This window comes from Mycolicibacterium llatzerense (assembly GCF_025331195.1).
Taxonomy (GTDB): Bacteria; Actinomycetota; Actinomycetes; order Mycobacteriales; family Mycobacteriaceae; genus Mycobacterium; species Mycobacterium llatzerense.
In genome coordinates this window covers 237262-250102 of the sequence record NZ_LXOV01000018.1, presented here as the reverse complement: position 1 = coordinate 250102, position 12841 = coordinate 237262, and the positions used below count along the sequence as shown (strand labels likewise).

The window sequence follows — 12841 nt, the reverse complement described above, 5'->3', positions numbered from 1 at the left end:
CCCGGACGCACAAAAAGCCGCCGACCTTATCGGTCGGCGGCTTTGATGCTGGTAATTACCCCTACGAGTCCTTGTGCGCCGTTAGGGCGCACGGACGGTAGCGCCTCAGCGCGGCGTCAGACTCGCGGGTGGACCCGCGGAATCAGACGGCCTCGGCGAGGTCGGGGAACTGCTCGGACGTGTCACCCTCGATCAGGACGTCCCCGTGGTACAGGGCATCGAAATCTACTTTGATGACATCTGCGTTGGTGTCGTCGATCCACATGTCTATGAGGCTATGGGTCGCTATTAAGAAATCTTTGAGTCACGATTCGGAAAACGCTGGCAATTCTTACCGGTGGGTAGGTTGGCCAACCCGGACCCCTAAGTAACTGGTGGGTAGCTCACATTCCACAAGGCCACGGGTGATCTTGATGCGCTGTATGGGCTCCTGATCGCGGCTTAGTTCACTGGCCAGTAGCAAACATGACGGCGATCACGCAGATAGTGCCTGGTAGGCCGGGTGAACCAGACGTCAATAGATCTCGTGACCACGGTGAGCGACTGTTGACACGCCTAAGTTATCGTCGTTAACTTAGCGGTGTTTCGTGAAGGGGAATCCATGCTGAACCGCATTGCGCTGCTGGCCATCGCCGCGCCGAGGAGAATTCTGGCGCTGGCAGGGCTGGTCCTGATCGCTGCGGCAATCTTCGGCGTCCCGGTGGTCAAGACCTTGCCCGCGGGCGGTTTCCAAGACCCGAAGGCGGAGTCCTCACAAGCCAGCCGGCTACTGGCCACCAAGTTCCACCAGGGCGACATGCCCATGTTGGTTACCGTCACCGCGTCCGACGGGGTGCACGGGCCGGCCGCCTCCGCGGCAGCCCGCGACATCGTCGACCATCTCAAGGCCTCACCCCACGTCGCTTACGTGTCCTCGGCCTGGACGGTGCCCCCGGCTGCGGCCGGGGAGCTGATCAGCAAGGACGGGAAGTCCGGGCTGATCGTGGCCGGGATGAACGGCGGCGAGAACAACGCGCAGAAATACGCCCAGGAGCTCGCCGATCAGGTGGTGCACGACCGGCCGGGCGTCACCGTCAAGGCCGGCGGTGGAGCCATGGTCTACTCCCAGATCAACACCCAGACCGAGCACGACCTGCTCGTCATGGAATCCATCGCGATACCGCTCAGCTTCCTGGTGCTGGTTTGGGTGTTCGGCGGACTGGTCGCCGCCGCGCTCCCCATTCTGGTCGGCGGCCTGGCCATGACCGGCACGCTCGCGGTGCTGCGGACCATCACGTTCTTCACCGACGTATCCGTGTTCGCGCTCAATGTGGCCACGGCCCTCGGGCTGGCCCTCGCCATCGACTACACGCTGTTGATCATCAGCCGCTATCGCGATGAGGTGGCCGAGGGGCAGCCCAGGGATAAGGCGTTGATCCGCACCATGGTGACCGCGGGCCGCACCGTGCTGTTCTCGGCGACGACGGTCGGCCTGTCGATGGCAGCGATGCTGATGTTCCCGATGTACTTCCTCACGTCCATCGCCTACGCCGGCATCGCGACGGTCGCGTTCGCCGCCGCGGCCGCGGTGATCGTCACCCCGGCCGCCATCTGGCTGCTCGGCGACCGGCTCGACGCCCTCAGCCTGCCGCATTTGTTCCGGCGCAACACCACACCCAAGCCGGTGCAGGAGATGTTCTGGTACCGCGCCGCGAAAGCGGTGATGCGCCGTTCGGTCTCAGCCGGTCTGGCCGTCGTCGCGCTGCTGTTGGTCCTGGGCGCACCCTTCCTCAGCGCGAAATGGGGTTTCCCCGATGAGCGGGTGCTGCCGACAACCGCGTCCGCGCACCAGGTGGGGGACCAGCTGCGCAACGACTTCGCCAACAACTCGGCCACCGACATCACGGCCGTCATTCCCGACGCCGCCGGACTGGCTCCCGCAGCCTTCGATGCCTACGCCGCCGACCTCTCGCGCGTCGCCGCTGTCACCGAAGTGACCGCGCCGACCGGAACTTTCGTCGGCGGACGGAAGGTGGGGCCGGCCGGTCCCGGTGCCGCGATCGTCGACGGCAGCGCCTTCCTGACCATCGGCAGCAGCGCTCCGCTGTTCTCCGACGCGTCGCAGGCGCAACTCGACGCGGTGCACGCGGTCAAGGGACCGGACGGGCGCACGGTGCAGCTCGCCGGCGTGGCGCAGATCAGCCACGACAGCGTGCAGGCTGTCACCGATCGGCTGCCGTGGGTGCTGGCCGCCATCGCCGTCATCACGCTCGGGCTGCTGTTCCTGCTCACCGGCAGCGTGGTGCTTCCGGTGAAAGCCGTTGTGCTCAACGTTCTTTCGCTCACCGCGGCGTTCGGTGCACTGGTCTGGATCTTCCAGGACGGCCATCTGGGCGCGCTCGGCACCACGGCCACCGGGACGTTGGCATCCAACATGCCGGTGCTGCTGTTCTGCATCGCGTTCGGACTGTCGATGGACTATGAAGTGTTCCTCGTCGCGCGCATCCGTGAGTTCTGGCTGGTCGAGAGGGACAACGACGAGAGCGTCGCGCTCGGGCTGGCCCACACCGGCCGGGTGATCACCGCCGCGGCCCTGGTGATGTCGATATCGTTCGGCGCGCTGATCGCCGCGGAGGTGTCGTTCATGCGGATGTTCGGTCTCGGGCTGACCATCGCCGTTCTGGTGGACGCGACCCTGGTCCGGACCGTGCTGGTGCCGGCCTTCATGCACCTGATGGGACGGTGGAACTGGTGGGCGCCGGCGCCGCTGGCCCGGCTGCACAAACGCATCGGTATCAGTGAGTCCGGTGCGGCCGAGCCACCCGTGCCATCGGCGTGCGGAGCGCAGTGACCGCGACCAAGCGGCGTCGCGCCCCGCGCGGGTCGGGAGACCAGCTGCGCGACGAAATCCTCGACGCAGCAACTGAATTGCTCCTGGAATCCAATCAGGAGAAGGCGGTGTCCATCCGGTCGGTCTCGCAGCGGGTGGGCATCACCCCGCCGTCGATCTACCTGCATTTCGCTGACAAGGACGCCTTGTTGGACGCGGTCTGCGGCCGGTACTTCGAGCGGCTCGACGATGTCATGCAGCAGGTAGCCGCCGAGCAACCGACGACGATCGACCGGTTGCGTGCACAGGGACTGGCGTACGTCCGCTTCGCCCGGCAGAACCCCGAGCTCTACCGGATCGCCATGATGTCCGAAGGGCATCCGGGCAGCAACGTGGACGAGGCCCTCAATACCGCGGCCTTCGTGCACATGCGGGATTCGGTGCAGGCCATGATGGACGAGGGCAGTTATCCGCGTGGAGATGTGACGGTGACGGCGCTCGGATTGTGGACGGTGGCACACGGTCTGGCAGCACAGTTCATCTCGCGGCCGTATCTGCCGTTCGGCGATCTCGAGGACTTCGCAGACCAGGTGCTCAGCGCCGCGTGCCTCGGTGGCATGGTGAGAGGACTGGGCGGGCCGGATGCGATATCCGGCTGGTCGAGCGACTGAAAGGTTCTAGACGATGACCGAGACCTCGGTGGACAACCCGTTCTTCGCCCGGATGTGGATCGCGATGTCGTCGCGCGAGCGCAAGTTCATGAAGAAGCTGCGTCAGGAGAATCTGGCCGGACTGACCGGGCGGGTGCTGGAGATCGGTGCCGGCACCGGGACCAACTTCGCCTTCTACCCGGACACCGTGACCGAGGTGGTGGCCGTCGAACCGGAGGTCCGGCTGGCGCCGCTGGCCCGGGAAGCGGCGCTGACCGCACCCGTTCCGGTGACGGTCCGCACCGAGACCGTCGAGAACTTCGACAGCGACGACCTTTTCGATGCGGTCGTGTGCTCCCTGGTCTTGTGTTCGGTCGACGAACCGGAAAGCGTGCTGCGGCAGATGTATTCACGGCTCAAGCCGGGCGGTGAACTGCGCTACTTCGAGCACGTCGCCAGCGACGGGGTGCGGGGCCGGGTGCAGACCTTCCTGGATTCGACGTTCTGGCCGAAGATTTCGGGCAACTGTCACGCACACCGGGAAACCGAGCAGAGCATCGTCGGCGCGGGATTCCAGGTCGCCGATGCCCGCCGGGTGCTGATGCTGCCGGGCTGGGTACCGCTTTCGGAGGCGGCGTTGGGACGGGCCGTCAGGCCTGCTTGATCGTCGACAGCAGTTCGGGCAACCGCTGCAACAGGGTGGGTAGCGCGGTGGCCGCGGTTTCCCGCAGGGACACCGTGGCCTGATCGGAGAACGGCGTCGGCTTCGGGTTGACCTCGATCACCGGAATACCCTGCTGCACAGCCGCTTCCGGCAGAGATGCCGCCGGGTACACCACCGACGACGTTCCGACCGTGATCACCAGGTCCGCGGTGCTGACCGCCGCGACGGAGTTGTTCCACGCATCGGAGGGCAGATTCTCGCCGAACCACACCACATTGGGCCGCACCAGACCGCCGCAGTAGCACTCCGGTGGCTCGACGGTGATCGCAGGCTCGGGCATCTCTGGCAGCGTGCCTTCGAAGTTGGCTTTGCAACTATCGCAATGGAATTGGAACAAGCTGCCGTGCAGATGGTGGACCCGCGTGCTACCGGCCCGCTCGTGCAGGTTGTCGATGTTCTGGGTGACGATGTCGACCTCGGTGTAGTCCTGCCACGCGGCCACCGCACGGTGCCCGTCATTGGGGGACACGTTGCCCATCATGTGGTGGCGCCACAGGTACCAGGCGAACACCCGCTCGGGGTGGCGGCGCCAGGCATCTGAACTGGAGATCTCGTACGGGTCGGTGTTGGCCCATAGGCCGGTCTCGGCGTCCCGGAAGGTCGGCACGCCACTGTCGGCGGACATCCCCGCACCGCTGAACACCGTCACCCGCATCCGACCACGTTATCGGGTTTGTGGTGATCTGGGCCACTCGCGGGCGGGGACGTTGGGCGTCGGCGTCGTCGGTCATACTCGGCGGATGACCGATTTCGGGGAGTGGGTGCGCCTCGATCCGCACGCGGGGCCGTTGTTCGACCAGCTGCGACTGCAGATCATCGAGGCCATTCGTAGTGGGCGCCTGCCTGCCGGGACCAGGCTGCCCACGGTGCGCGACCTGGCCGGCACGTTGGGAATGGCGGCCAACACCGTCGCCCGGGCCTACCGCGAGCTCGAGACCGCCGGTGTCCTCGAAACCCGGGGGAGGTCAGGCACTTTCGTCGCCGCCGCCGACCCGACCGCCGCGGCGATGGTGGATGCCGCGAACGCCTTCGCCGACACCGCCCGGGCGTTGGGCGTGCTGAAGGCCGACGCACTCCGGTACCTGGACGCGGCGTTCGAATAGCGCCCCGCCGCGCCCGCGAATGTGTGACAACTGCTCAGATCATCCGCAGACGTCTCCAACGCAACTGGGCGGCGGTGAACTGGCCTAGAAAGCGCCGTGCAGTTGCGTTCGGCGCTGCAGCCCACCACGTTCGCGCGAGCCTGACCTGACGGCGGAAATCCGTCGTCGAAATCGCCCTGCGGTCAGACTCGGCGATGTTCGAGAACCGGTGGTGCAGCGGAGGATCGGCTTGTCCCACAAACTATCAACCGCGCCAATGCAACACGTCCAGCGCGACGCCGACCTCGACGCTGTTGTCGGCCAGCGGGCGCGGCAGGAGTTCGTCGGCGCGGGCCAGTCTGCGCAGCAGGGTGTTGCGATGCGTGAAGAGCTTGCCGGCGGCGCGGGATACGTTGCATTGCTCGCGCACGAATACCCGCACCGCAGAACGTAATTCCGGACTGGCGGTCTCCAGGCCACCGAGGACTCGTTTGACGAACACCGCCGCGCGGTCGGCGTCCGCGGTGAGGAGCGCCACCAGCTCGATATCGGTGTACTCGGCGATCTGTTGCGGCGAGCGCAGCCGCGCCATCATCTGCTGAGTGGTGAGCGCGTCGAAGTGGCTGCGCCGGAAGCCGTCCACCCCGGGGCCGGTGGAACCGATCGCGATGCGGACCTCAGGGCCGGCGGCTGACGCCAGGGTGGTGACGTCGGGTGCGCCCGGTGCCCATACCCACCGCGTGGCGGTACTGGCCGACACGGTCAGCGGACGTACGCGCCCGCCTCGTCCGAATGCCTCGGCAGCCCGATCCAGTTGGGACAGATCGCCATTCGGATTGTCGGTCCAGATGACGGCAGCGGTGTGGGTGCCGCCGAGCCCGTAACCGAGTCGGCTTTCGGCGCGCTGTCGGGGGATGGGCGCGCCGTCCAGCAGGAGCGCGACCGTCTCGCGCCGCTCGGCGTGGCTGCCCCGCGTCAGCTCGTCACGCTCGAGTTCGATCTGCGCGGCGATGGCGCCCAGGGTGGCTTCGATGAACTCGCTGACGGACCGCGAGCACACGTTGAGCATCTCGTGCAGGTCTGCCGGGTCCGAGGTCAATTCGAAGGCGATGTCCATCAAGCGTCGCCACGCCACGCCTTCGCCGACCCGGTAAGCGTCCAAGGAGTACGAATCGACACCGCGACGGACCAGCTCCCTGGCGACGGCGATCGGCTCGGAGGTGATGTTGGGTGGCACCGGTGCGCCCGGGTCGTGCACGTTGGCCGCGCCCCAGAACAGCAGATTCGACCGGTTGCTGCGACTGATGGCCGCTGCCAGTTCCGGGTCCGACGCGATGGCGGGGTTGGCGCCCAGTACGGCCTGGTCGAGTTCGTCGAGCCACTCCGGCCGGGCGTTGACGACGACCTGTGCGCACTGCCGGATCAGCTCGCGTACCTGCGGTGACGGTCGCGGTTCGGCCACCGGGCCAGACTATCGCGCGAGGTGCGAAATGCACCACCAATCACGAAAGTTGAGATGTTTTGACCTTCAGTTGAGGGGTCGGCGGCGCCAACATTGTTACCACGCCCACCACCGCCAACAGGGAGTCTGCAATGGAGCACACCGCCACCACCACCCAGGTCGACGTGCTGATCGTCGGCGCCGGAATCTCCGGCATCGGCGCCGCCTACTACCTGCAGCAAGAACACCCGGGACGGTCGTACGCCATCCTGGAGTCCCGCGGCGCGACGGGCGGGACCTGGGACCTGTTCCGGTACCCCGGCATTCGCTCCGACTCCGACCTGCACACCTTCGGCTACGAATTCAAGCCGTGGCGCGACGAGGACGCCATCGCCTCCGCCGACAAGATTCTCGCCTACCTGCGAGAGACGGTCCGCGAGAACAACATTGACCGCAACATCCGGTTCCACCACAAGGTCCTCGGCGCGGCCTGGGACAGCGACACCGCGCGCTGGCTCGTCGACGTCGAGCGCACCGACACCAACGAACTGGTGCAAATTTCGGCCAACTGGCTGTTCTGCGCCGGCGGCTACTACCGCTACGACCAGGGCTTCACCCCGCAGTTCCCCGGCCGCGACCGCTTCGCGGGGCAGATCGTGCACCCGCAGCACTGGCCCGAGGACCTCGATTACACCGGCAAGAAGGTCGTCATCGTCGGCAGCGGCGCGACGGCGGTGACGCTGGTGCCGTCGATGGCCGCCACCGCCGCGCACGTCACCATGCTGCAGCGCTCGCCGACCTACATCATGCCGGTGCCGGCCAAGGATGCCTTCGCGAATGCGGCCGGTCGCCTGCTCGGCGCAGACCGCGGCTACGCGCTGGCCCGTCGCAAGAACATCGCGAAACAGCGTGCGGTGTATACCTTTTGCCAGAAGTTCCCCACCGTGGCGCGGAAGCTGATCCGCTCGATCAATGCCAAGCAGTTGCCCGCGGGATACCCGGTCGACGAGCACTTCAGCCCCGCCTACAACCCCTGGGACCAGCGGCTGTGCGCGGTTCCGGACGCGGATCTGTTCAAGGCGATCAGCGCCGGCAAGGCATCGGTCGTCACCGACCGCATCGCCACCTTCACCGAGACCGGCATCGAGCTGGAGTCCGGGCAGCACCTGGACGCGGACATCATCGTCACCGCAACGGGTTTGAACGTCCAGCTGTTCGGTGGGATGTCGCTGACTGTCGATGGTCAGGCGGTGAACCTCTCCGAGACCGTCGCCTACAAGGGCATCATGTTGTCGGGCATACCGAACTTCGCCTTTGCCTTCGGTTACACCAACTCCTCGTGGACGCTCAAGGTCGGGCTGCTGTGCGAGCACTTCTGCCGACTGCTCAGCCACATGGACGAGGGCGGCTTCGACAGTGTCCGACCGGTGTTCGACGGCGCGGGAATGGAGACCAAGCCACTGCTGGACTTCGCTGCCGGGTACGTGCAGCGAGTCGCTGACACGCTGCCGCGGCAGGGCGTCGAAGGACCGTGGACCATGTCGATGAACTACAACCTTGACCGCGAGGTGCTGCGCAACGGACCGGTCGCCGACCCGAACCTGCGGTTCGCCGCCGCGGAGCGGGCAGAAGATCGGGAGCGCGTGCCGGTTTCCTGATCGGCACTCGTCGCGGACGTTTACGCTGGCGTGAGTGGAGACATCTAAGGCGAGCGAAGCGACGGGAAGTATGGAGTCGCCAGCTGTACCGCCCGAAATCCCTGGTGTCCCTTCAGCTGTAGGCGTCGAATTGCCGTCCGGGCCTGTGCCCGGACGGCCTTATTCGTTACCACTGGATTTGCTGACCGAGCAATACGGCCCGCTGTTCTACGCCGACTTCGGTGCCAGTCGCCGCTTGTACGCCTGCTCCCTGGCGCTGGTCGACGAACTGTGCGACGAGACCCGGTTCACCAAGGCCCTGACGGACCGGTTAGCCAGGTTCCGTCCGGTGGTGGGCAATGGATTGTTCACCGCCTACCCCGGCGAGGACGGCTGGCAGGAGGCCCACGACGTCCTGATCCCCGGCTTCAGCTTCAGCGGACTGCGCAGCTATCACCCGGCGATGTTGGACATCAACCGGCAGCTGATCGAGCAGTGGGACGCGGCCGTCGGCGCCCGCACCGTGGACGTCGCGGGTGACCTGGCCAAGCTTGCGATGGATACCGTCGGCCTGGCCGGGTTCGGCGCGCGGTTCGACTCCTATCAGCACGACGGACTCGCCGACATCCCCGCGAGTTTCGCGGCCACCCTGGACCAGGTGCTGGCCGGTGCCAACGGTGACCAAGCGGTGTTCCAGACCGAGCGCGGCAAGCTGTTCAGCTTCATCGCCGACCTCATCGCCCAGCACCGCGCCGGTGAGGTGGACGTCGACGACCTGCTGGCCTTGATGCTGCAACCGGGACCCGACGGCGCCCCGATCCTCGACGACGACAGCATCCGCAACCAGATCGCCACATTCCTGGTCGCCGGGCAGGACACCACGTCGACGGTGATGCCGACCGCGCTGTACAGCATCGTCAAGAACCCGGCGGTGCTGCACCGGGCGCAGACGGAGGTCGACGCGCTCTTCGGCCCCGAGGACGACCACGTGCCGGCCTTCGACGAGATCGGCAAGCTCACCTACATCCGCCAGATCATCGACGAGACGCTGCGGCTGTCCCCGCCGGTGCGGGAGTTCGATCGAATGGCGTTGGCGGACACCGTGATCGGTGGCAAGTATCCGGTGCGGCAGGGTGAAGCAGTGACGGTGCTGACGTCGTCGCTGCACCGCCAGCCCGAGTGGGGCGACAACGCCGAGATCTTCGACCCGGACCGATTCGACACCGATCGCGCCGGGCAGCGTCCGGTCAACCTGTTCAAGCCGTTCGGGACCGGCGCGCGGTCGTGTATCGGGCGCCAGTTCGCGCTCCATGAAGCGACGATGGCGATCGCGACACTGGTCCACCGCTACCGGTTCGTTGACGTCGAGCACTACACCCTGCGCACCCACAGCGACCTGCTGCGCAAGCCGGAGGGCTTCCAGCTCAAGCTCATCCGCCGCACCCCGGAGGACCGTCGGCAGGCGCCCGCGGCCGTGCTGGCGGCGCCGGTGACGCAATCCCGCGCGGCCGTGCCGTCGGGCACGAAACTGCTTGTGCTGCATGGGTCGAACCTCGGCAACTGCCGGGCGCTGGCGCAGCAACTCGGCGACGAAGCCGTCGACCTCGGCTATGAAACAACCGTCGCCGCTTTGGATTCCGCGACCGGCGCGCTGCCGGACCAGGGTGCGGTGGTCATCGTCGCCGCGTCGTACAACGGGATGCCGACCGACGACGCCCGCGCGTTCGTGGACTGGCTGGACAGCGCCGCCACCCAGGCACCTGCGGTGCCGTACGCGGTTCTCGGTGTCGGAGACCGCAACTGGGCCGAGACCTATATGGCGATACCCCGGCGCATCGACGCGCGGCTCGCGGAACTCGGTGCCGTACAACTCCTTCCGATGGTCGAAGCCGACACCTCGGGTGACTTCGCCGGTGTGGTGGAGGACTTCTCTGTGGCACTGTGGAATGCGCTCGGCGGCGTCTTCGGCGCCGTTGCCACGGATGAACCCGTGGCCGACGAGTCGCTCTACGATCTGCGCGCCATCGATGGACCCGTCACCGCCGCGATCGACGCCCGCTACCAGGTGCAGCCGGCCACTGTGCTGGACAACATTCCGCTGGTGGACACCGGCTCCGAGTTCGGGCAGGACAAGCGGTTGATCCGCATCGCCCTGCCCGACGGCGTCGGCTACCAGACTGGCGACCACCTCACCGTGCTGCCCGACAACACCCCCGCGCTCGTCGGCGAGGTCGGTGAACTGCTGGACCTGCGCCTCGATCGCCGCATCTCGATCAACCCACGGCGTAGCACGCGGCGGGCCATCCCGATCGACCGGGAAGTCACTGTGCGCGAACTGCTTACGCACTTCCTCGAGCTCCGCAAGCCGGCCACCCGTAGCCAGTTGCTCCGGCTCGCCGCGGCGAACCCGTGCCCGCCGGAACGTGCCGCACTGACGGCACTGGCCGACGAGCCCGAGGCGCGCGCATTGAGTATCACCGAGTGCCTGGCGGAATTCCCGGCCACGCAGCTCAGCCGTGAAGAGCTGCTGGAACTGTTCGAACCGATGTCTCCGCGCCACTATTCGATCGCCACGTCGTCCCGGCGTCGGGTCCGGGAAGTCGAGCTGGTGGTGGGGGTGCTGGAAGGCCCGGCCAGATCCGGCTCCGGCTTGTTCCGCGGCGTCTCATCCAGCTACCTGGCGGATTCCGTTCCGGGACAGCAGATCCGGATGCGCGTCGATCCGGCGCGCCAGGCCTTCCGGGCCGGCGCCGACCCGACCCGCAACGTCATCCTGGTCAGTGCCGGCACGGGCGTCGCTCCCTTCCGGGGATTCATCGGAGACCGGTTGGGTGCGCTGGAAGCGGGGGAGCCGTTCACCGCCGCCCTGTGTTTCTTCGGCGTGCGTCATCCCGACGTGGACTACCTGTTCCGCGACGAGGCCGAGGACGCCGAACGTCTTGGCATCGTCCGGATGCGGCCGGCGTTCTCCCGGGCCGGTGATGAGGTCAGGTACGTGCAGGACCGGATCGCCGCGGACGCCGACGAGGTCTGGGACATGCTCGGCAACCCGGACAACGACACCCATGTCTACGTGTGCGGTGACGGTGCCCGGATGGCGCCCGCGGTGCGCGCGGCGTTCCAGGACATCTACCGCAGCCGGACCGGCGCCGATGATGACGCGGCCCGCGCCTGGCTCACCGGCCTGGTCAACACCGACCGCTACGTCGAGGACGTCTGGGCCGGCTGACTCGTACCGCCGCGGACGGCGGTCAGCCCGCGCATGGCGTGGTAGATCACCAGCGCCGCAATGGAACCCAGCGCGATACCGGTGAACGTCAATGGTCCGGCCTGCCAGGTGAAATCGGCGATACCGATGATGAGCGGGATGGCGGCGGTCATCTGGTTGATCGGCTGGGAGAAATCCACGTGGTTGGTCAGCCAGATCCGCACCCCGAGGATGCCGACCAGACCGTAGAGCACGATCGTCGCGCCGCCCAGCACGCCCGGCGGGATGGCGGAGATCGCGGCACCGACCTTGGGGCACAACGACAGTACGACGGCCACCACGGCGGCGACCCAGTACGCGGCGGTGGAGTAGATGCGCGTCGCGGCCATCACCCCGATGTTCTCGGCGTAGGTGGTGGTGGCAGAGCCACCGCCCGCTCCGGCCAGCACAGTGGCGACTCCGTCGGCCGCCAGCGCCCGGCCCATCAGCGGATCCAGATCGCGGCCGGTCATCTGGCCCACCGATTTCACGTGCCCGATGTTCTCGGCGATCAGCGCGATGACTGCAGGCAGGAACATCGGCAGGACCGTGACACTGAATGACGGACCGTGGAATTCGGGCAGGCCGATCCACGGGGCGGCAGCGATGGCCGCGGTGTCGACCTCGCCGAGGGCCAGCGCCAGCAGATAGCCGATGATCACGGCGAGGAAGATGGCCAGCCGGCCGATGATGCCGCGGAAGAACGCCAGCGTCGCGACCAGCAGCACGAGCGTCACCAGGCCGACCAGCGGTCCCTTCTCGAAATTGTGCTTCGCCGCCGGGGCCAGGTTGAACCCGATGAGGGCGACGATCGCGCCGGTGACCACCGGCGGCAGCGTGACATCCAGCCAGTGCGTGCCGACCAGATGCACGACCCCGCCGACGAGGATCAGCAGCACACCCACGGCGATCAAACCGCCCAGCGCGCTACCGGTTCCGTGCGACGCGACCGCGGCGGTCACCGGCGCGATCACCGAAAAGCTGGATCCGAGATAACTCGGCAGCCGGTTTCCGGTGATCAGCAGGAACAGAATTGTGCCGACGCCGGAGAACAACAGCGTGGTGGCCGGTGGGAAGCCGGTCAGCACCGGCACCAGGAAGGTGGCGCCGAACATCGCCACCACGTGCTGTGCGCCGATACCGATGGTGCGGGGCCAGCTGAGTCGTTCGTCGGGCGCGACGACAGCGGCGTCCGGTCCTACCGGCTTCCAGGAGAGCGCAACCATCCGGTCATATTGCCCGACTGGGTCC

Annotated in this window: 10 protein-coding genes; 6 read left to right on the top strand and 4 right to left on the bottom strand. The window is 67.0% G+C overall.

What is annotated here, in order from left to right; genetic code table 11:
- Positions 1-142 precede the first annotated feature (142 nt).
- On the bottom strand, positions 143-265 hold the full coding sequence (locus tag A7G45_RS30860; RefSeq protein WP_020099274.1) for a hypothetical protein: 123 nt from the start codon (positions 263-265) through the stop codon (positions 143-145).
- Positions 266-601: 336 nt separating this feature from the next.
- On the opposite strand from A7G45_RS30860, the gene A7G45_RS30855 reads away from it, so the two are divergent.
- Genes A7G45_RS30855 through A7G45_RS30845 form a run of 3 tightly spaced genes read left to right on the top strand, consistent with a single transcriptional unit; the run spans position 602 to position 4123 of the window.
- Complete coding sequence (locus A7G45_RS30855; RefSeq protein WP_260943116.1) at positions 602-2830, top strand: MMPL family transporter; 2229 nt, start codon at positions 602-604, stop codon at positions 2828-2830.
- On the top strand, positions 2827-3480 hold the full coding sequence (locus tag A7G45_RS30850) for a TetR/AcrR family transcriptional regulator (protein WP_260943114.1): 654 nt from the start codon (positions 2827-2829) through the stop codon (positions 3478-3480). The genes A7G45_RS30855 and A7G45_RS30850 overlap by 4 nt, the downstream gene beginning before the upstream one ends.
- A gap of 13 nt (positions 3481-3493) precedes the next feature.
- The gene (locus A7G45_RS30845) at positions 3494-4123 is read left to right on the top strand and encodes a class I SAM-dependent methyltransferase (RefSeq protein WP_043395632.1); all 630 of its coding nucleotides are present in this window, start codon (positions 3494-3496) and stop codon (positions 4121-4123) included.
- Here the strand turns inward: A7G45_RS30845 and A7G45_RS30840 are convergent.
- Positions 4110-4838 carry an NAD-dependent deacylase gene (locus A7G45_RS30840; RefSeq protein ID WP_043395629.1) on the bottom strand — a complete coding sequence of 243 codons (729 nt, stop codon included), beginning with the start codon at positions 4836-4838 and terminating at the stop codon, positions 4110-4112. The genes A7G45_RS30845 and A7G45_RS30840 overlap by 14 nt on opposite strands.
- Before the next feature lie 85 nt (positions 4839-4923).
- Between A7G45_RS30840 and A7G45_RS30835 the strand changes: the two genes are divergently transcribed.
- Positions 4924-5286, top strand: coding sequence for an Rv1152 family transcriptional regulator (locus A7G45_RS30835; protein ID WP_260943112.1), 363 nt, complete (start codon positions 4924-4926; stop codon positions 5284-5286).
- Between the two features lie 244 nt (positions 5287-5530).
- On the opposite strand, the gene A7G45_RS30830 is transcribed toward A7G45_RS30835, so the two are convergent.
- On the bottom strand, positions 5531-6727 hold the full coding sequence (locus A7G45_RS30830) for a PucR family transcriptional regulator (RefSeq protein WP_260943110.1): 1197 nt from the start codon (positions 6725-6727) through the stop codon (positions 5531-5533).
- 131 nt (positions 6728-6858) lie between these two features.
- On the opposite strand from A7G45_RS30830, the gene A7G45_RS30825 reads away from it, so the two are divergent.
- Complete coding sequence (locus A7G45_RS30825) at positions 6859-8364, top strand: flavin-containing monooxygenase (protein WP_260943109.1); 1506 nt, start codon at positions 6859-6861, stop codon at positions 8362-8364.
- A gap of 70 nt (positions 8365-8434) precedes the next feature.
- Entirely contained in the window at positions 8435-11572 is a 3138-nt protein-coding gene (locus tag A7G45_RS30820) for a bifunctional cytochrome P450/NADPH--P450 reductase (RefSeq protein WP_260943356.1), read from the top strand.
- On the opposite strand, the gene A7G45_RS30815 is transcribed toward A7G45_RS30820, so the two are convergent.
- Positions 11545-12816, bottom strand: a complete 1272-nt coding sequence (locus A7G45_RS30815; protein WP_260943108.1) for a uracil-xanthine permease family protein — start codon at positions 12814-12816, stop codon at positions 11545-11547. The genes A7G45_RS30820 and A7G45_RS30815 overlap by 28 nt on opposite strands.
- Positions 12817-12841: the final 25 nt, after the last annotated feature.

Bases quoted from the DNA above. Each gene is read 5' to 3' on its own strand.
- A7G45_RS30845 (WP_043395632.1), top strand. From the start codon at position 3,494: ATGACCGAGACCTCGGTGGACAACCCGTTCTTCGCCCGGATGTGGATC.
- A7G45_RS30835 (WP_260943112.1), top strand. From the start codon at position 4,924: ATGACCGATTTCGGGGAGTGGGTGCGCCTCGATCCGCACGCGGGGCCG.
- A7G45_RS30815 (WP_260943108.1), bottom strand. From the start codon at position 12,816: ATGGTTGCGCTCTCCTGGAAGCCGGTAGGACCGGACGCCGCTGTCGTC.
- A7G45_RS30860 (WP_020099274.1), bottom strand. From the start codon at position 265: ATGTGGATCGACGACACCAACGCAGATGTCATCAAAGTAGATTTCGAT.
- A7G45_RS30855 (WP_260943116.1), top strand. From the start codon at position 602: ATGCTGAACCGCATTGCGCTGCTGGCCATCGCCGCGCCGAGGAGAATT.
- A7G45_RS30820 (WP_260943356.1), top strand. From the start codon at position 8,435: ATGGAGTCGCCAGCTGTACCGCCCGAAATCCCTGGTGTCCCTTCAGCT.
- A7G45_RS30825 (WP_260943109.1), top strand. From the start codon at position 6,859: ATGGAGCACACCGCCACCACCACCCAGGTCGACGTGCTGATCGTCGGC.
- A7G45_RS30840 (WP_043395629.1), bottom strand. From the start codon at position 4,838: ATGCGGGTGACGGTGTTCAGCGGTGCGGGGATGTCCGCCGACAGTGGC.